Here is an 18,975-nt window from a genome sequence, read left to right on the forward strand (position 1 = left end):
GCTCCTTATATTCTACAATTTATTACAAATTCCTTTTAAAAAAGAGATGTCCCAATTTCGGACATCTCTTTTTATAATAATGGCGATAATAACCGATACGTTGATTCAACAATTCTTCTATGCAGACGCCTTTTATGAAAACGATCGACGTGAATTTCACTGGATTCTTCTAAATCGTCTTTAAAATCTTGAACAAGTTTTCGAATGCTATCTGTATCATATAAAAAGGCATTTACTTCAAAGTTCAAATGAAAACTTCTCATATCCATATTTGCTGTCCCAATTGAAGCTAAATCAGAATCGACAATGACAACTTTACTATGAAGAAAACCTTTTTCGTATTCATATATCTTTACCCCTGCATCTAAAAGCTCTGGGAAGTATGACCTTGATGCATAAAAGACAGTGCGCTTATCAGGCTTACTCGGCATTAACAAACGAACATCGATACCAGCAAGTGCCGCTACTTTTAATGCGGACAAAATATCATCATCCGGGATGAAATACGGCGTTGCAATCCAAATGGATTTCCGCGCAGAAGCAATCATGGCAAAATATAAATGTTTAATTGTTTCCCATTTATTATCCGGTCCACCTGCAACGAGCTGCACGCCTCCCCAATGCTCCCCCTCAACTGCTTTCGCTTGTAAATATTCAGGGGCTAGCACAGCCTCACCAGTCATATAAAACCAATCTTGAAGGAAAATAAGCTGCAAACTTTGCACAGCTTCACCACGTAAATATAAATGTGTGTCTCGCCAAAAGCCGAAGTACTTATCCTTCCCTAAATATTCATCACCAATATTTAATCCACCTACAAATCCTTCATTTCCATCAATAATAACGATTTTTCGGTGGTTTCGATAATTAATCTTATCGTTTAAAATCGGAAAGCGTACAGGGAAGAACGGAATCATTTCGACACCTGCGTCGTTTAATTCTTCAATATATGATTTTGATAATTTAAAACTTCCAACCGCATCATATAAAAAACGAACGACTACGCCTTCTTTTGATTTTTGTATTAAAATATCTTTAATTTCTGTTCCAAGCTTATCATCACGCACAATGTAATATTCCATATGAATGTGATGTTTCGCTCGTTTTAATCCATCTAAAATAGCCTGAAACGTTTCATCTCCATTTGTTAATGTTCTCGTTTCAGTTTGAAATGAAATATTTAAAGCGCCTAAGCGATCCGCTAAACGAAATAACAGCTCTTGATGCTTATGATTGCGCAAAATCCGTTCTTCGTAATCTTCATGCCCCTTATATTGTAAAAACGCTTGTTCATCGAGCAACGCCTTCTTTTGGAACATTCTCTTCCTCCGAAAGTTCTGTCCGAATAATAAATAAGCGAAAAATCCAAATACCGGAAAAATCCCTAACACAATGAGCCATGTAAGTGTTTTTGACGGATGACGGTTCTCTAAGAAAATAACGCAGCCAATTAAAAATGCAGATACCGTAAATAAAATACTAATAATACCTAAAATCGAAACATCTTTTATCCCAATTACATCCGAATAAAACGCTACATCAATAAACATACGTAATGACACAAATAATGCAAACAATAGTAACACAAAAAAAATCAACTTTAACGTATTTTTCATCTCTTACCTCCTTACTAAGAAAGCTTTCCTATTCTTCATATAAAAAGCCGATTTCATACTACAGAAATCGGCCTACGTTTTAGCAGGAAAATTATTGCGAATTGTTTCAAGCGCATGCTCTTTCACAATTTGTTTCCCATACTCACTTACACGATGAATTGTTAAAGTTGATTCTTCCCCGTATTCTAAAACAATGCTTAAAATGCGATCAATTTCTTCTTCATCATGTAGCACTTCATCGAATTCCACATATACATAATAGCGGTCCTCAAATGAATACAGCTCATCTTTTATATCTTCAAAGATAAGACGGTGGCTTAATGAAATGACATCTTCAAAATCATTAAACTTAATTAAAAAGCCAAACGTACCATCTTCGTTAAAGTTTGTACCTGCTTGTTCTTCTACCTCTTCCACTACTTCTTGCTGGAATAATGATTCAATACCTTCATCTAGAGGAATGTCTATAATTTTATCTACACCTATTGGTAGTTCTAGCTTTTGTCCATCCTTTGAAAGTTCTGCTTTCGTTACAAGTACTTCAATCCCTTTATCGACTGCTTGCACTTGAATCCATAACGGCCCATCAATAAAGAAATCGTCATGATCACGAGCTTCGTCCATCATTTCCCAAAAGAGCTCTTCGCTTCTTTCGCGGTCATACCAAATTTCCTCACGATTAAAGCCTCTGTCCTCTATATCAATGTACGTAATAAAAAATTTCATCGTATGATCATTAATTCTTTCAATATCCAAAATACAACTCTCCCTTCCTGCTTAGAATTGTTATGAAGGGATTCCCCACTCATATGACAAATCAATAGATTCTTGTACTCTCATTTTATGATAAGATTCTCCAGAATGGAAATAAAATCGATTTATTTTACAAAAATAGTTATATACCTATCTTCATTCAATGGTATACACAAATATATCATTGTGGCGATTACTCACTTATAAAAAATTTGGACATACATTTCCATCTTCCCCCGTACACTGTAATAAAGTGAAACTTTTATTAGAGAAGATGCTTTAGTCCTTTTCACCACATACATATAGTTCGCTTATTAAAACATCATAAATGGAGGCAGACGAATGGACTTAGAGTTTTTAACATCTGTACTAATGATTGTCGGTATCGATGTTGTATTAGGTGGTGACAACGCAATTGTCATCGCACTAGCTAGCCGAAATTTACCTGAATCGAAACGAAATAAAGCTATTTTGATCGGTACTCTTTTAGCAATCGTACTAAGAATTATCCTTACTATACTAGCTGTCTATTTGCTCGACATTCCATTTCTGCAACTTATCGGGGGCATTTTACTTACATTCATTGCAGTAAATTTACTAACTGATAATAGCAACGATCTTTCTTCTATTCAAGGAAAAACAACTTTATTTCAAGCTGTGCGTACAATTGTATTCGCGGACCTTGTTATGGGATTTGACAACGTTATCGCCATTGCAGGGGCAGCTCACGGAAGATTTTTACTCGTAATAATCGGTTTACTCATTTCTATCCCGATTATTATTTGGGGCAGCAAACTCATTTTAATACTTATGGAACGCTTTCCATTCCTCATTTATTGCGGGGCAGCAATTCTCGCTTATACAGCAGGAAAAATGGTCACACATGAAGACAGACTGGCAACCTTTTTTCATAACAACCCAAGTTTCACTGCAGGCATTCCTTACTTATTTATTTTCACCATCTTATGCATCGGTTTTATCGTTCAACGAGTTCGATTACGAAATGTGAAACATTAAAAAAAACCTTCTACTATATAATAGGTAGAAGGTTTTCATATTATTATAATTAATTTACAAGACGCTGTGCTTCACGTAATTGGAACGTTCTTACTGTACGTGGTAAGAAACGGCGGATTTCGTCTTCATTGTAACCTACTTGAAGGCGTTTCTCGTCAATCATAATTGGACGACGTAAAATCCCTGGATAGTCACGAATCATCTTATATAAATCTTGAAGTGGTAAAGACTCTAAGTTTACATTTAATTCTTGGAAAACTTTCGAACGAGTAGAAATAATCTCATCCGTTCCGCTTTCTGTCATGCGTAAAATCTCTTTAATTTCCTCAATCGTTAACGGATCTGAGAAAATATTACGTTCTGTATAAGGAATATGATTTTCCTCTAGCCATAATTTCGCCTTTCTACAAGACGTACAGCTTGGAGAACTATATAATGTTACCATACAAAGCTCACTCTCCTTAAAGAGTACAAATTCTGTACTAATTACAGTTTAAATTTCTTAATTCAGCAATTTTTCGCGATACCTTGTCTTAAAACAAAGTGCAAAAATTGCTTTTCATGTAAGCAACAACTTTTAGTAAACAACAATTACTTTTAATAAGTAACTTCTATAATCATTATACAATAGATTTTGCAAGAAATATACAGTAAATTTCCTTCTAATTGAGAAAACTCTTCCGTGTATTTCACTGCTATGTAACATAATTACACTTACTTCATCTGTTCTTTAACAATAATCTTCAACCCTCTTAACGCTTGCTTTTCATAGATTTTTCATATGATTTATAGTTATTTCCTCATAATCTTTTCTATAAAAAGGAGAACGTTTTCTTACCTTTTTTTGATAAATCAATTAAGAAATGTAAGACTATATAAGTGAGAATTAAAGGAACGTTTGTTCTTATTTTAACAAACATTCTCGTTCATGTCTATACGATTTCTAAAATAAATCAAATATTTTTCTGACATTTCTTTCTTTTTCATCTTTTATCTCATACAATAAAAATACAGACAGGCAAAGGGGGAATTTGCAAATGATTGCTTTTTTTATTGATTTTGTCACTGTTGCTGCCCTCATCATCGGAATAACAGCATTGATTGGTGTCATTACAAATAGCATTGGTGAAAAACTCTTTGGCGGAAAAGAAAAGATGAAGTTTGTTAATAAAAGTTTGGATGTACAATCCGGCTGGAACGAGGTTGGCGGGAAAGGTATTTATAAGAAACGTACGTATTAAAAAAAGCAGGCAATTACCTGCTTTTTTCTTATTTCTCTACTGACGCCCATTTAAAGCTTAAATCGCCGCCATATTTATGGTTGTACATATTTTTAATGGAATCTCTTTGTAAGTATGCTCTACCACGTTGATATACCGGTACAATCGCAGCGTCATCAAGTAACATTTTCTCTGCTTCTAGTAAGCTTTTCCAACGAGCATTTACATCGCTTCCATCTTTTTTCGCTTTCATGATGATCTCATCATATTTCGGATTAGAATATTTCATTTTATTTTGTGATCCATCAGTTACAAACATATCAAGATATGTAATTGGATCTGGGAAGTCTGCACTCCATCCAGAGAATGACATGACGAAATCGCCCGCATCTTCCAATTTTAGTTTTTGCGCGAATGGTTGTTGTTTAATTTTCACTGTTAAACCTGGTAAATTCTTTTCTAACTCACCTTTTAAATATTCCCCTGTTTTCTTCGATAATTCAACATCTTCGTTTAATAACTCTAATTCGATTTCATTTTTACCAAGCTCTTTTTTACCAGCTTCCCAATATTTCTTCGCTTCTTTCACGTTTGGTTTTACAATATCTCCATTTACAGCACGGAAGTCCTTTTTATCCGGTCCTTTAATGAAGTTATCAGGAATTAATCCTGTTGCTGGCTTAGAACCGTTATTTAATAATGTATCAACGAACGGTTTACGTTCAAAAGCAAGTGAAATTGCTTTACGAATATTTTTATTTGCTAACGCTGGATCTTTTTGATTTAAACGAAGGAAGAATACAGATGTATCTTCTACTGTTTGGAAATCTGGTTTTCCTTTATATTTATCGATGAACTCCGCTAATAACGTCGCTCGATCGACTGCGTTTGTTTCATATAAATTAATTGGTGTAGACGTATCTTTAACAATATTAAAGTTTACTTCCTCAATCTTCACTTCTTTATTATCCCAATATGACGCGCTCTTTGTCATTTTAAAGCTACGTTCATGTTGCCAATCACTTAATGTAAATGGTCCGTTATAAAGTGTTGTATTCGCTTCTAAACCAAACTTCGTACCTTGCTCTTTCACAAACTTTTCATTCACAGGATAGAAGATTGGATATACCATTAAATCTACAAGATATGGAATGGAATTATCTAATTCCACTTCTAATGTATAATCATCAATCGCCTTTACCCCTAATTGGTCTGGACTCATCTCTTTTTTATTAATTTTCTCTGCATTTTTTATATCATACATAATGTACGCTGATTTCGCAGCTGTATCTGGATTAATCGCTCTTTGCCATGCGTATACGAAATCTTTCGCTGTCACAGGCTCACCATTTGACCATTTTGCGTCTTCACGTAATGTAAATGTATATTTTTTACCGTCTTCTGACTTTTTGAATTCCTTCGCTACACCAGGAACTAGCTTATCATCTTTTCCTAAACTGTATAAGCCTTCCATCGTATTAGTCATTACTCTTGAAGAAACTGCATCAGCTGATAACGCTGGATCCATCGTTGGAATCTCTTGTGTTTCAATTAAGTTAATAACTTGCTTCGCACCGCTTTTCCCGCTATCTCCTTTTGCGTTCGCTTGCGGTTCATCTTTTTGGTAGCTACATGCCCCTAACATCATGCTCATCGCTACTGTTGATACTACAAAAACTGGCATCTTTTTTTTCATATTTCCACCCTCCACAAAAATGTTAGCCCTTTCATTTTCAAACAAATAGAAATATATATATGTTCCAATAATTCATATTATACACACAAATATATTTTTTGTATATTTATATTTCTATTTTATTAAAATTTTCTGTTAAAAAATAAACCTTTGTAAACGTTTCATATTGCTGATTTTCCTTACTGAAATGTCAGAAATAATTATTTTTATATTTTTTCTAAATTATTAGATAAAAATAAATTTTATATTCTATAATACTTTCTGCATAATTATCCTTCTGTTTTTATCATAAAATAGCGCTCCCTTCATAATAAAGATATGTAGGTTAAAATGAGTGCAAAGGTTAAGAAAGTATGTTACGATACACTTTGCTAAAAATAGATATCGGTAAAGAGGGGACGGACATGACAGCAATTCAGGCAAAAAACGGGCCCACTGAGAAATTAAGTTTATTCTTATTAACATGGCCTATTTTTCTAGAAGTTTTTCTATTTATGTTAATGGGGATCGCTGATACTTTCATGTTAAGTGCATTATCAGACGATGCTGTATCTGGGGTTGGTGCAGCGAATCAATATCTCCATATCGCTATTTTGGTACTAGAAGTCATCGGGAACGGCGCAGCTATCGTCGTATCTCAATACCTCGGTTCCAAACGTTTTATGGAAGCATCTAAAATATCAGCTTTAGCCGTCACATTAAATTTAGTGGTCGGACTCGTTATAAGTGCTGGTTTTCTTTTATTTTCAAAACATATGATGATGGCGATGAACTTACAAGGCGATGTACTTATGTATGCACAGAGCTATTTATCTATCGTCGGAGGAGCTATTTTCCTTCAAGCTATTATTAATTCATTAGCCGCAATTATCCGCGTACATGGCTTCACAAAGCAAGCGATGTTTATTTCACTTGGAATGAATATTATTCATATCGCTGGAAACTACGTACTCATTTTCGGGAAATTTGGTTTTCCAGAGCTTGGTGTACAAGGGGCTGCCATTTCTTCTGCTGCCAGCAGGCTAATCGCGCTTATCGTTTTCTTCTGGTTACTGTACCGCGTTATGGAGTACCGTGTGAAATTACAATACTACTTCACCTTATCAAAAGAATACATCGGAAAAATTTTAAAGATTGGGATTCCATCTGCATTTGAGCAGGTTATGTATCAAGCTTGCCAAATTGTCTTCTTATACTATGCAACATATTTAGGAACGGAATCGTTAGCGGCTAGACAATACGCTACGAACATTTCTATGTTCACTTATTTATTCGCTATTGCAATCGGTATGGGAACTGCAATTATTATTGGGCGCCTCGTTGGCGGTGGTGAAAAAGATGAAGCGTATGAACGTGTATGGAAAAGTGTAAAGTGGGCGATTGGTGTCACTTTATGTATGGTTGCTCTCGTTATTACATTCCGCACACAATTAATGGGACTATTTACAGATAATCCGCACATTATTTCGTTAGGTGCAAGCGTTCTTTTACTAAGTGTACTACTTGAAACAGGACGTACGATGAACATCGTCATCATCAATTCACTTCGTGCAGCTGGTGACGCAAAGTACCCAGTTTTAATCGGCGCATTTTCTATGGTGTTAATGAGTTTACCACTCGGCTACTTTTTTGCCTTCCATTTAGATATGGGGCTCGTTGGTATTTGGCTAGCAATTGCTATTGATGAATGGACACGTGCCATTATTATGTTCTTCCGCTGGAAAAGTAGAGCGTGGGAGCGTTATGCACTTGTTAAACCTGAAGAACAAGAGGAGATTGTTTCTGTTCAGGCGCAGTAGCACTCCTTTAATCGAGATGCAGTCATTTATAAATGAAATTCGCATTGGAGAAAAGCTGTTCCAACAAATTGTTGGAACAGCTTTTTTTAATTATACTTTTCAATTTCTATCTTCAATTCGTCAATATTCTTATTAGAAATCGTATCCGATATTGTATGATCCACTTGATTTTTTAAAATATATGTTTGGTTATCTTGTTTCTTTTTAACACTTAATCTCTCTTCGTCTACATGTAATAAGTTTGACTGTAAATACGCTATATCATTTTCATCAAACATTATAGAAAATGGTTCAATTGCACCAAAGTAATGATTCATATTTTCATCTTTTTTCAAAAATAACATGTATTTCTTCCCAATCTCCGGCTTTATATAAAGAGGGTCTTCATTTACAACCTTACTATTCGAATCATCGATTTCAATTTGTTCTGCGTATCGATAATTAATTTTCATTCTACCTTGTAAAGGGTCTCCTTTTAAAACTTCTTTTACGTTAAAATTGTATAAATGCCCCTCTACATAATTCTCCTGATCTTCTTGACTAATGTCTTGTGGATTACGCGCCATATTCCAAGTTGAATCAAAGCCATCATAATTGCCTATTGCAACTACATCGGCTTCCTTAACCATGTCTTCTAATCTACTTGTGGATGGAAAATCTTTAGTTATTAAAATTATTTTATCTTCGACTTCTTCAAAATAAATACTATATCCCCCTATACCTAAGAAAATTGCGAAAGGGACTGTCAACAAAATGAATTTCAATTTTTTATTCATTATATATCCCCCCTTACTTTCACTTATAAATTGCATTTACACCATTCACATCATCTTTTTGAGGAACATGCATTTTGGTACGATCTCTATCACTATTCATAATAGATGTCCCTGTATTATGATCGAGTCCTAATGCATGTCCTAATTCATGAACAGCCGTACTTTTAGCAACATTTGATTTCGTGATATTTGTATTACCTGCATTAATGTCTCCAGAAAACTTCGTAACAATTTTATTATTTAATTGAACACTCATTCTTCCATAATATGTGGACGAGGATTCATACCACGAATTTAATGTGTGTACCGAAGATCCGTGATAAAAAAATTTGGCATTAGCCGCACTATTTTGCCAAGATGAAATAGCATCCTGCCAACCACTCTTTATTACACTGCTTCCCAATAAACGGTCACCCCATTTAAAACTCTGATTTTTTGTCGATAATTTGTATCCTGTCTTTTCATACGCATGTGACACATTAAAACTACTACCTACTATGAATACTATCCCAATAGCGACGAACATCGAAATAATTTTCTTCAGCAAATTGCTTCCTCCCCATTATTTTTAATAGATACTCGTTCTCTTTCATGATTGTATAAATCTTTTCGTTTACTTTACAAAAACGCTTTTATTTCAAAAACACATCATGATGTATATCTACATATTAGTACTATCTCTTTCACCAATCAAAATAATAAAATCAGCTTTTCCTACTAAAAAACACTTATTTTTTAGTCTCGAAATAGAAATAAACTTATGGAAAATTCTTTTTTATAAGTTTAAATTAAGTAACAACAATTGAGATAAACTAATTTTAAAACCAATCTATCCTGTCATCCCTTCCATCAATAAAAAAGCCATTCTTCTGAACTGCACCTCCAATTGTTAGACACAGTCTAACAATTGGAGGTGCAGTTTTTTGTATGACAAAATTTACGAAGGATTCAAAGGTAACGCTCGTTCAAGGATTTAATCCAAAAATAATTTCTCAAACCGAATATGTAAAACAGATGCATGTTACAAAGGCACAATTTCAATACTGGTTGCGGCTATATTCACGATTCCTTCTTTTACAACGGTTTATCAATGGAAGAAGCAATTTGAAGTAGGTGGCTTAGATGCCCTTGAACCAAAGAAAAAGGGGCGTCCATCCATGAAAAATAAAAACACAAAACGGATAAAGGCAAAATTAAAAGTGAGCCCGGTACAATACCGGGCTCACTTTTATCAAGCTGCCTAATGAAATAACCGTGTCTAACTTTTAGGGGTCACTTCAGGAGAATGGATTTTTTATTATTGATAAATCTCTTTATATTTCTTATACTCCGCTTCAGAACATAATACGAAATGTCCTGGGCGAATTTCACGCATTATCGGTTCTTCACTACCATAATTGTGCTGAGATGGATCGTATACGATACGTTTACGATTGCGCTCATAATCTGGATCTGGAAGTGGAATTGCTGATAATAGTGATTTTGTATATGGATGAATTGGATTTGCATATAACTCATCACTTGTTGTTAATTCAACGATTTGACCACGATACATTACGCCAATGCGGTCACTAATGTATTTTACCATTGATAAATCATGGGCAATGAATAAGTATGTTAATCCTTTTTCTTTTTGTAACTTTTTCAGTAAGTTTACAACTTGTGCCTGAATTGATACGTCAAGTGCTGAGATTGGCTCATCGGCAATGATAAATTCAGGTTCTACAGCAAGTGCACGAGCGATACCGATACGTTGACGTTGTCCACCTGAGAATTCATGCGGGAAACGGTTTGCGTGCTCTTTATTTAAACCAACTGTGTTTAATAATTCATGAACACGGTCCATACGATCTTTTTTGTTTTTCGCTAATCCGTGAATATCAATACCTTCTGCAATAATATCCCCTACTGTCATACGCGGGTTTAATGATGCATATGGATCTTGGAAAATCATTTGCATTTTACGGTTGAATTTCTTCAGTTCTGCGCGTGATTTTTTACCATGTACATTCTCACCATCAAACAATACTTCACCAGCAGTTGCATCATATAAACGAATGATCGTTCTTCCAGTTGTTGATTTACCACAACCTGATTCTCCTACAAGACCAAATGTTTCTCCGCGGTAAATATCAAATGAAATATCATTAACCGCTTTGACAACACCACCACTCACGTCGAAGTGCTGCTTTACATTTTTTACTTCAATTAATTTCTCACGTTGTTTAGTCATGTTGTTCACCTGCTTTCATTTGAAGAATACGTTTTTCAACGACTGCCGGCGGTTTTACTTCTGGAGCTTGCTCATGAAGTAACCAAGTTGCCGCATAGTGTGTATCACTTACTTTAAATAAAGGTGGGTCCATTTCAAAATCAATTTTTAATGCCTGTGGGTTACGTGGTGCAAAAGCATCTCCCTTTGGCGGCTTCAATAAATCTGGAGGCGTTCCAGGGATTGCATATAACTCTTCTTCTGAACCATCTAAACTTGGCATAGATGCGATTAAGCCCCAAGTATATGGATGTTTTGGGTTGTAGAAAATTTCATCTACAGTTCCGATTTCAACAACTTTACCAGCGTACATAACTGCTACGCGGTCCGCAACATTTGCCACTACACCTAAGTCATGCGTAATGAAAATGATTGCTGCTTCTGTTTTTTGCTGAATGTCCTTCATAAGCTCTAAAATTTGCGCCTGAATTGTAACGTCTAGCGCTGTTGTCGGCTCATCCGCAATCAATAATTTCGGGTTACAAGCTAACGCCATCGCAATAACTACACGCTGCCTCATACCACCAGAGAATTGGTGCGGATATTGTTTTAAACGAGCTTCTGGATTTGGAATACCTACAAGGTCGATTAATTCCAACGCAACTTTACGTGCGTCTGCTTTACTCATCCCTTGGTGTTTAATAAGGCCTTCCATAATTTGATTTCCAATTGTCATCGTTGGGTTTAATGATGTCATTGGATCTTGGAAAATCATCGCGATATCTTTACCACGTACTTGCTGCATTTCTTTTTCTGTTAATTTCGTTAAGTCACGACCTTCAAATACGATTTCACCATTTTTAATGCGTCCAGGAGGATTCGGAATTAAACCCATTAACGCTTTAGAAGTAACTGATTTCCCAGAACCAGATTCTCCTACAATCGCTAATGTTTCCCCTTTTTTCAAATCAAAAGTAACGCCGCGTACAGCTTGTACTTCACCTGCATGTGTATCAAAGGAGACTTGTAAATCTTTTACCTCTAACAATGTTTTCATCTTTGCCTCTCCCCTCTTTTACTTACGCATTTTTGGATCTAACGCATCGCGTAATCCGTCTGCCATTAAGTTAAATGCTAAAATTAATATACTGATGACAACCGCAGGAATGAACATCATATGCGGATACGTTTGAATTGATTTATAACCGTCATTTACAAGAGAACCTAGTGATGCGAATGGTGGCTGAATACCTAAACCGATGAAGCTTAAGAACGCCTCACCAAACACCGCTGTTGGAATTGTAAACATTGTCATTACGATAATTGGTCCCATTACGTTCGGGATTAAGTGTTTTACAATTAATTGTGTATTTGTTGCACCTAATGTACGAGATGCTAATACGTATTCTTGGTTTTTTAATTTTAAGATTTGTCCACGAACGATACGCGACATCCCTATCCAACCTGTAATTGCCATTGCGAGTGTAATTGACCATATACCAGATCCCATAATGATTACCATTAAAATAACGATGATTAAGTATGGAATACCGTTAATAATCTCCATAATACGTTGCATAATGTTATCTACTCTACCGCCATAGAATGCTGAAATACCTCCATATGCAACCCCAATTATTAAGTCAATTGCTGCTGCTAAAAGAGCGATATATAATGATACGCGTGTACCTTCCCATGTTCTTGTCCATAAATCGCGTCCAAGATCATCTGTACCAAACCAGAAATACTCTTTAATATCACGTTTTTCATATTGGTCAACACCATATTGATCTGTACCGTCAAATGGTAACCAATGAACATTTTCAATAACTGGAATTTTCGGTGGCAATTTTGCACGTCCTAAATCTTGCTCTTTATACGAGTGCTTACTTACCATCGGTCCGAAGATTGCTAGTAAGATAATAAGCGTTAATAAAACTAAACCGAACATTGCTCCTTTATGTTGGAACAAACGTCTTCTTACATCTTGCCAAAACGTTAAGCTTGGACGGGCAATGACTTCATTATCCACATTATTTTGATTAGCTTGTTGAAATAAGTCTGGAGATAATTTTTGTACATCTTTCATCATTTTTTCCCTCCCGCTAAACGAATACGAGGATCAATAATTCCGTATAAAATATCAACAATGAAAATAACTAAGATGAAGATCGCACTATAGAAAATTGTAGTTCCCATAATAACTGTATAGTCATTCACTGTAATAGATTTAACGAACTGTTCCCCTAGTCCTGGTACAGCATAAATTTGCTCAATAACTAATGTACCTGTAATTAACCCTGCAACCATTGGTCCTAAAATTGTTACAACTGGAATTAACGCGTTACGAAGGGCGTGTTTGATAATGATAACGCCTTGGCTAATTCCTTTCGCTTTCGCTGTTAAAATGTAGTCAGCTTGCATAACTTCAATTAACTCTGCACGAGCGAAACGTGCGATTGTTGCGATAACTGCCATCGATAAAGCGATTGTAGGCATTACTGTAAACTCTGGTCCTTTCCAGAATGCTACTGGGAACCATCCAAGTTTTACCCCTACGAAATATTGTAGTAATGCGGCAAATACGAACGATGGTACCGACATCCCGAGTACGGAAATAATTGTCGCTCCATAATCGACCCACGTATTGTTACGAAGTGCCGCAACGATTCCTAAAATTAAACCGATAAATGTTCCTAATATAATCGCTTGTAAACCAAGTTGTGCTGATGGTCCAATGCGATCCACAATCATGTCTGTTACTGGACGGTTATCATATTGGAATGATACCCCTAAATCACCTTTTGCTAAGTTACCTAAGTAACGTGCGTATTGAACTGGTACTGGATCATTTAAGCCATATTTTTCAAGAATGATTTCTTTTTGTGCCGGTGATAACTTCTCCTGGTTTTTAAGCGGAGAACCCGGAAGTAATTTCATTAAAAAGAAAGTCAGTGTAGTAATTAAAAATAATGTCAAAGCCATGTACACGAAACGTTTTAATACATAACGTCCCATAGTCAAGCACCTCCCCGTTTTTCTCAAAAGCAATAAGATAGTTTTAAATATTCTTACTTTTATTTTTTTAAAATAAGAGTACATGCCCATCATAGGCATATACCCTTATTCATGATGGAAACCATTTTTAGTTTTTGAGTTCAACCCACTTATAGCTAAATTCCCCGCCATATTTATGTTCTAATAGGCCAGTAATAGATTGGCGTTGTAAATATGCTTTTCCAGGTTGATATACTGGAGCAATTGCTGCATCTTCAAGCAGTTGTTTTTCTGCTTGTAATAATGCATCCCAACGAGCTTGTACATCAACTTCTGTTTTTGCTTTTTTAATTAAATCATCATACGCTGGGTTTGCGTAATGTACTTTGTTTTGCGCATTACCTGTCGTATACATTTCAAGGAATGACATTGGATCCATATAATCTGGACTCCATCCCGCATATGACATTGCATAATCTCCACTTGCTTCAAGTTTTAATTTTTGTGCAAATGGTTGCATTTTTGTTGGAACTGTTAAACCTGGTAAGTTCTTTTCAAATTGTCCCTTTAAATACTCTCCGATTTTTTTAGCATCATCAGTATCAAAGTTTAATAGCTCTAACTCTACTTTGTCTACACCAAGTTCTTTTTTACCAGCTTCCCAGTATTTTTGTGCTTCTTTCATATCCTCTTTTATAAGCTTTCCGTTTTCTTCACGGAAGTCTTTTCCATTCGGACCTTTTGCTAAGCCTTTCGGAACAAAACCATATATACCCTCTGAACCATCGTTTAAGATTACTTTTCCGATGTTTTCACGTTCAAAGGACATTGCAATTGCTTTTCGGATATTTTTATTTGCTAAAAATTTATTCTTTTCATTTAAGCGAATAAATTGTGTAGATGGTCTCTTAATCGTTTTAAAGTCAGCATCTGATTTGTATTTATCTACAAACTCTGATGTTAAGACTACACGATCAATTGCTTTCGTTTCATATAAATTTATAGCAGTTGAACGATCCTTAACAATATTGAAGTTTATTTCCTCAAGTTTTACTTCTTTATTTTCCCAATACGTTGGATTCTTCTTAAGCTTGAAACTTTGTTCATGCTTCCATTCATTTAATACGAATGGACCATTATAAAGTGTCGTATTGGATTCTAATCCAAATTTTGCTCCTTGTTCTGTTACAAACTTCTCATTCAAAGGATACAATGTTGGATAGACTGTTAAACTTACAAAATAAGGAACAGGGTTATCTAATTCCACTTCAAGTGTATGATCATCAATTGCCTTTACACCAAGTTCTTCAACTGGTAACTCTTTTTTGTTAACTTTCTCCGCATTTTTAACATCAAATAGTATGTAAGCAAACTTGGCACCCGTGTTTGAATCTACAGCTCTTCGCCAAGAATAAACGAAGTCCTTCGCTGTTACAGGTTCACCATTAGACCATTTCGCATCTTCACGTAACTTAAACACATACTTTTTGCCATCCTCTGATTTCTCATAAGATTTAGCGACACCTGGAACAAGTTTATCATCTTTCCCCAGACGATATAACCCTTCCATTGTGTTATTCATGATGTTAGAAGATGTTGCATCTGTTGATAACGTCGTATCCATAGTTGGGATTTCAGCTGTCTCAGTTAGATTTAACACTTGCTTGTTTGAGGATTTTTCTTTCGCGCCTGCTTTATTATCCTCTTTTTGGTAACTACAAGCTCCTAACATACTGACAGTCAACGTCGATGCAAGTAATAACGGTATCTTTTTCTTCATGTTGTGTTGCCTCCCCTAATTGCACTTCCTGTACCCTCACTTGTAAAAAAGTAGAATTGAAAGAATAATCTCCAAGTTTCTACAATTTTCATTATACATATAATATAACAATTGTGAATATAGTTTTTTGTTTTTTTGTTAAAATTTTTAATAAAATGTTTATATTTTTATTTTTTTGTAAAGGGATACGTTAACATTGCTACCATCATCTTGCAATCAGACCTTTAATTGCGTATAATTTTCAAAAAATTAGTTCTAGTACATATTATAGCTTTTATAGTATAATAATTCTAGTAATATTTTGACGGAGGGGAACATTTTGAATAAAGTTTTTTTTCATACTTGTATACTAATTTTCATAGCGATAATCGCTTCTAGTATTGGTGCATTCCTCGTTTCATCGCATTTTTTGTTGAATTTTGTCAACATCTCGTTTTATATTGCACTATTTTTTATTCTTATAGGCGGTTTTTTATTCATATTTCAAAATGGATTTTTTAATGTAACAATTTACGCCTTCCAAAGAGTATTTGGTACGAACAAAAAAATTGACTCTTTAATTGAAGAAGTAGAGGAACCTGTCGATAAGAAAGAACGTATTTATAAAACATATTCATTCAAATGGACGTATCCAATTTGCATTACCGGTATCATTCTTGGGTTGTTCTCGACCTTCATTAGCTTTACTATTTTGATGTAGTTTGCAAACACTATCCCATATGATATAATAATCAGCAAAACATTTTGTTATAAAACTTTAGTTCTTTCATATTTAAAGAGCTCAGGTAACAATAAATAAATTTATATGTATGCGATGATAAAGAAGAGTACATATTGAGGCAATTTCAGAGAGCTTGTGGCTGGTGTGAACAAGTAATTGTACAGTATGGAATGGGCTTTTGAGCTCCAAACCGAACCGAAAGTAGTAGGCTTTGGCGTTATATCCAAACGTTATTATGGATTAGAGAGATTTCACAGTAGTGAAATAATTAGGGTGGTACCGCGGTCCATTCGTCCCTATAGTTTTTTGGGATGAATGGGCTTTTTTTGTTTGCCTTCTCTTCCCCATTACGCATTCAAATTTAGGAGGAATTAATTATGTCAGTTATCTTTTCTGGTATTCAGCCAAGTGGAACGATTACACTTGGAAACTATTTAGGAGCTATGAAGCAATTTACAGAGCTTCAAAATGAACACGACTGTTATTTCTGTATTGTAAACCAACATGCGATTACAGTACCTCAAGATCCTGTCGGGCTTCGTAAAAACATCCGCAGTCTTGCTGCACTTTATGTAGCATGCGGTATCGACCCTGAAAAAGCTACGTTATTTGTACAATCAGAAGTACCGGCACACGCTCAACTAGGATGGATTATGCAATCAGTTGCTTACGTTGGAGAATTAGAGCGTATGACGCAATATAAAGATAAAGCGTCAGGTAGAGATTCAGTACCAGCTGGATTACTAACGTATCCACCATTAATGGCTGCTGATATTTTACTTTACAACACTGAGATCGTGCCTGTTGGTGATGATCAAAAGCAACATATGGAATTAACACGTGACCTAGCAGAGCGTTTCAACAAACGCTTCCGTGAAGTATTCACAATTCCTGAAATCCGCATTCCAAAAGTAGGAGCTCGCGTTATGTCACTAACAGAGCCTACGAAAAAAATGAGTAAATCTGATCCGAATCCAAAATCAATGATTAGCATGCTTGATGAACCAAAAACAATTGAAAAGAAAATTAAGAGTGCTGTAACTGACTCTGAAGGTATCGTGAAATTCGATAAAGAAAACAAACCTGGCATCTCTAACTTATTAACAATCTACTCTTCATTCTCTGGAAAAACAGTTGAAGAAATCGAAGCAATGTACGAAGGAAAAGGATATGGCGACTTCAAAGGCGACCTAGCACAAGTAGTCGTAGAAGCGATTCGCCCAATCCAAGACAAATATAACGAACTAATTAACTCACCAGAACTAGACGAAATTCTAGACAAAGGTGCCGAAAAAGCAAATCGCGTCGCATTCAAACAACTACGCAAAGTAGAAAACGCAATGGGACTAAGCAGAAAACGTAGGTAACATATAAAGCGAAGGGCTAGGAGCCAGAGCTGGATTTCATATAAAAGCGGAGGCAGCTCGTTCAGTTCTTAGACACGAAGAGCTTGCTGCTGAAGATAAGTTACACCAAATTAAAAAAACCGCCAATCGGCGGTTTTTTTAATTTACCTTTTGCTCGTTTTCCATTTCCCATAACTTTTCAAAAAATGGTTGCCCTTTTACGAGACGCTCGCATAATTGTTCGTGCTTCTCAGACCAACCTGTTTTCGCTTCCTCATACAGCTTAGCCCAAATATCTTCAAATTCCATATGTTGAACCATTCCGTATGCTGATGGATCCCACTCTGTGAACCAATAGCGAATTTCTGCTGTGTTTTTCGTTGTATGTAATTGATCTAACGCCATAAATAATAATTGTTTAAGCTGTCTTTCTTTACGAGTCAAGCCATTCATAATGAATGGTGATGGTGATAAAATATGATGTTCTTTTTCTATTTCTTCTACTTGGAACTCATACTTTTCTGCTTGTACGTTTTCTACCATCTCATATACCATCTGCTCTTGGCGCGGTATAAGTCTACTTTTTCGAATCGGTACATTGTAACCAATTGTGTCAATCGCAATAATTCCTTTTCCATCTGTAACTACAAAGCAATACTCTTGCTGCAAACGTTCATGATTTTTACGAATATAAGCCTTATGATGTACGTCTTCCAACATTTTTTGCGGAAGCTCTAACAATTCGTTCTCGATGTAATGATATAATGTGGCATCTACTTTTAATAATGGCACTTGATCTAATAGCTCAATCGTATCATCTTTCCGCCATTCGTAAAAATGACAAACGTTATACCCATTTTCTTCACCTTCAAACCAATTTACCCATACATCATGTAGATATAACATTCACTACCCCTCACTTCACTACTGTTTGTATCCATCATTATGTTCAATTTTTCTTAACTTTATTCCACCTAAGGAAATATATTCTAATTATTATTTTTTCTTCTATTAATACTAAAAAAACAGGAAAGAGAGCTCC

At 35.4% G+C, this 18,975-nt stretch carries 17 protein-coding genes, 1 pseudogene and 1 other annotated feature; of the genes and pseudogenes, 6 read left to right on the forward strand and 12 right to left on the reverse strand.

Features of this window, described 5'->3' with window-relative positions; all coding sequences use genetic code 11:
* Nucleotides 1–71 precede the first annotated feature (71 nt).
* The gene (locus LMD38_RS20430) at nt 72–1,616 is read right to left on the reverse strand and encodes a cardiolipin synthase (RefSeq protein WP_000799204.1); all 1,545 of its coding nucleotides are present in this window, start codon (nt 1,614–1,616) and stop codon (nt 72–74) included.
* A gap of 72 nt (nt 1,617–1,688) precedes the next feature.
* The gene (mecA, locus tag LMD38_RS20435) at nt 1,689–2,372 is read right to left on the reverse strand and encodes an adaptor protein MecA (RefSeq protein WP_000350722.1); all 684 of its coding nucleotides are present in this window, start codon (nt 2,370–2,372) and stop codon (nt 1,689–1,691) included.
* Nucleotides 2,373–2,711: 339 nt separating this feature from the next.
* On the opposite strand from mecA, the gene LMD38_RS20440 reads away from it, so the two are divergent.
* On the forward strand, nt 2,712–3,386 hold the full coding sequence (locus tag LMD38_RS20440; protein ID WP_000362602.1) for a TerC family protein: 675 nt from the start codon (nt 2,712–2,714) through the stop codon (nt 3,384–3,386).
* A 49-nt stretch (nt 3,387–3,435) separates the two neighbouring features.
* On the opposite strand, the gene spx is transcribed toward LMD38_RS20440, so the two are convergent.
* Entirely contained in the window at nt 3,436–3,831 is a 396-nt protein-coding gene (gene spx / locus LMD38_RS20445; protein ID WP_000258267.1) for a transcriptional regulator Spx, read from the reverse strand.
* 592 nt (nt 3,832–4,423) lie between these two features.
* Between spx and LMD38_RS20450 the strand changes: the two genes are divergently transcribed.
* Entirely contained in the window at nt 4,424–4,627 is a 204-nt protein-coding gene (locus tag LMD38_RS20450; protein ID WP_000559976.1) for a hypothetical protein, read from the forward strand.
* A 28-nt stretch (nt 4,628–4,655) separates the two neighbouring features.
* On the opposite strand, the gene LMD38_RS20455 is transcribed toward LMD38_RS20450, so the two are convergent.
* Entirely contained in the window at nt 4,656–6,302 is a 1,647-nt protein-coding gene (locus LMD38_RS20455) for a peptide ABC transporter substrate-binding protein (RefSeq protein WP_000728614.1), read from the reverse strand.
* A gap of 353 nt (nt 6,303–6,655) precedes the next feature.
* On the opposite strand from LMD38_RS20455, the gene LMD38_RS20460 reads away from it, so the two are divergent.
* A complete protein-coding gene (locus LMD38_RS20460) occupies nt 6,656–8,101 on the forward strand; it encodes an MATE family efflux transporter (protein ID WP_062822685.1) in 1,446 nt (481 codons plus the stop codon).
* Nucleotides 8,102–8,187: 86 nt separating this feature from the next.
* Here LMD38_RS20460 and LMD38_RS20465 read toward each other — a convergent pair whose 3' ends face one another.
* A complete protein-coding gene (locus LMD38_RS20465) occupies nt 8,188–8,877 on the reverse strand; it encodes a hypothetical protein (RefSeq protein WP_016716867.1) in 690 nt (229 codons plus the stop codon).
* A 19-nt stretch (nt 8,878–8,896) separates the two neighbouring features.
* Nucleotides 8,897–9,403: a matrixin family metalloprotease gene (locus LMD38_RS20470; RefSeq protein WP_029141081.1), complete on the reverse strand. Its 507-nt coding sequence runs from the start codon at nt 9,401–9,403 to the stop codon at nt 8,897–8,899.
* 401 nt (nt 9,404–9,804) lie between these two features.
* On the opposite strand from LMD38_RS20470, the pseudogene LMD38_RS20475 reads away from it, so the two are divergent.
* Nucleotides 9,805–10,073 (forward strand): annotated as a pseudogene (locus LMD38_RS20475) (helix-turn-helix domain-containing protein); the annotation flags it as partial.
* 101 nt (nt 10,074–10,174) lie between these two features.
* Here LMD38_RS20475 and LMD38_RS20480 read toward each other — a convergent pair.
* From LMD38_RS20480 to LMD38_RS20500, 5 genes are all read right to left on the reverse strand, one after another.
* Nucleotides 10,175–11,110, reverse strand: a complete 936-nt coding sequence (locus tag LMD38_RS20480; protein ID WP_062822686.1) for an ABC transporter ATP-binding protein — start codon at nt 11,108–11,110, stop codon at nt 10,175–10,177.
* Nucleotides 11,103–12,146 carry an ABC transporter ATP-binding protein gene (locus tag LMD38_RS20485; RefSeq protein ID WP_000854346.1) on the reverse strand — a complete coding sequence of 348 codons (1,044 nt, stop codon included), beginning with the start codon at nt 12,144–12,146 and terminating at the stop codon, nt 11,103–11,105. Before LMD38_RS20485 ends, LMD38_RS20480 begins: the two co-directional genes overlap by 8 nt.
* A gap of 18 nt (nt 12,147–12,164) precedes the next feature.
* Nucleotides 12,165–13,181, reverse strand: a complete 1,017-nt coding sequence (opp3C, locus tag LMD38_RS20490; RefSeq protein ID WP_000974100.1) for an oligopeptide ABC transporter permease — start codon at nt 13,179–13,181, stop codon at nt 12,165–12,167.
* Nucleotides 13,178–14,107: an oligopeptide ABC transporter permease gene (opp3b, locus tag LMD38_RS20495; RefSeq protein WP_000534165.1), complete on the reverse strand. Its 930-nt coding sequence runs from the start codon at nt 14,105–14,107 to the stop codon at nt 13,178–13,180. Before opp3b ends, opp3C begins: the two co-directional genes overlap by 4 nt.
* A gap of 127 nt (nt 14,108–14,234) precedes the next feature.
* Nucleotides 14,235–15,866, reverse strand: coding sequence for a peptide ABC transporter substrate-binding protein (locus tag LMD38_RS20500; RefSeq protein ID WP_000727229.1), 1,632 nt, complete (start codon nt 15,864–15,866; stop codon nt 14,235–14,237).
* 319 nt (nt 15,867–16,185) lie between these two features.
* Between LMD38_RS20500 and LMD38_RS20505 the strand changes: the two genes are divergently transcribed.
* Both LMD38_RS20505 and trpS read left to right on the forward strand, forming a co-directional pair.
* Nucleotides 16,186–16,566, forward strand: a complete 381-nt coding sequence (locus LMD38_RS20505; protein ID WP_001044987.1) for a DUF3899 domain-containing protein — start codon at nt 16,186–16,188, stop codon at nt 16,564–16,566.
* A 105-nt stretch (nt 16,567–16,671) separates the two neighbouring features.
* Nucleotides 16,672–16,888, forward strand: a binding site (T-box leader).
* A 76-nt stretch (nt 16,889–16,964) separates the two neighbouring features.
* Entirely contained in the window at nt 16,965–17,954 is a 990-nt protein-coding gene (gene trpS, locus LMD38_RS20510) for a tryptophan--tRNA ligase (RefSeq protein WP_000110985.1), read from the forward strand.
* Between the two features lie 138 nt (nt 17,955–18,092).
* Here trpS and LMD38_RS20515 read toward each other — a convergent pair whose 3' ends face one another.
* Nucleotides 18,093–18,839: a YjbA family protein gene (locus LMD38_RS20515; RefSeq protein ID WP_000966125.1), complete on the reverse strand. Its 747-nt coding sequence runs from the start codon at nt 18,837–18,839 to the stop codon at nt 18,093–18,095.
* Nucleotides 18,840–18,975 lie beyond the last annotated feature (136 nt).

This window comes from Bacillus pacificus (genome assembly GCF_020861345.1).
Lineage (GTDB): Bacteria > Bacillota > Bacilli > Bacillales > Bacillaceae_G > Bacillus_A > Bacillus_A pacificus.

Coding starts and splice junctions, on each gene's coding strand:
- LMD38_RS20515 (WP_000966125.1), bottom strand. CDS start 18,839: ATGTTATATCTACATGATGTATGGGTAAATTGGTTTGAAGGTGAAGAA.
- LMD38_RS20480 (WP_062822686.1), bottom strand. CDS start 11,110: ATGACTAAACAACGTGAGAAATTAATTGAAGTAAAAAATGTAAAGCAG.
- spx (WP_000258267.1), bottom strand. CDS start 3,831: ATGGTAACATTATATAGTTCTCCAAGCTGTACGTCTTGTAGAAAGGCG.
- LMD38_RS20465 (WP_016716867.1), bottom strand. CDS start 8,877: ATGAATAAAAAATTGAAATTCATTTTGTTGACAGTCCCTTTCGCAATT.
- LMD38_RS20450 (WP_000559976.1), top strand. CDS start 4,424: ATGATTGCTTTTTTTATTGATTTTGTCACTGTTGCTGCCCTCATCATC.
- LMD38_RS20460 (WP_062822685.1), top strand. CDS start 6,656: ATGTTACGATACACTTTGCTAAAAATAGATATCGGTAAAGAGGGGACG.
- opp3C (WP_000974100.1), bottom strand. CDS start 13,181: ATGATGAAAGATGTACAAAAATTATCTCCAGACTTATTTCAACAAGCT.
- trpS (WP_000110985.1), top strand. CDS start 16,965: ATGTCAGTTATCTTTTCTGGTATTCAGCCAAGTGGAACGATTACACTT.
- LMD38_RS20500 (WP_000727229.1), bottom strand. CDS start 15,866: ATGAAGAAAAAGATACCGTTATTACTTGCATCGACGTTGACTGTCAGT.
- LMD38_RS20470 (WP_029141081.1), bottom strand. CDS start 9,403: ATGTTCGTCGCTATTGGGATAGTATTCATAGTAGGTAGTAGTTTTAAT.
- LMD38_RS20430 (WP_000799204.1), bottom strand. CDS start 1,616: ATGAAAAATACGTTAAAGTTGATTTTTTTTGTGTTACTATTGTTTGCA.
- LMD38_RS20455 (WP_000728614.1), bottom strand. CDS start 6,302: ATGAAAAAAAAGATGCCAGTTTTTGTAGTATCAACAGTAGCGATGAGC.
- opp3b (WP_000534165.1), bottom strand. CDS start 14,107: ATGGGACGTTATGTATTAAAACGTTTCGTGTACATGGCTTTGACATTA.
- LMD38_RS20440 (WP_000362602.1), top strand. CDS start 2,712: ATGGACTTAGAGTTTTTAACATCTGTACTAATGATTGTCGGTATCGAT.
- LMD38_RS20485 (WP_000854346.1), bottom strand. CDS start 12,146: ATGAAAACATTGTTAGAGGTAAAAGATTTACAAGTCTCCTTTGATACA.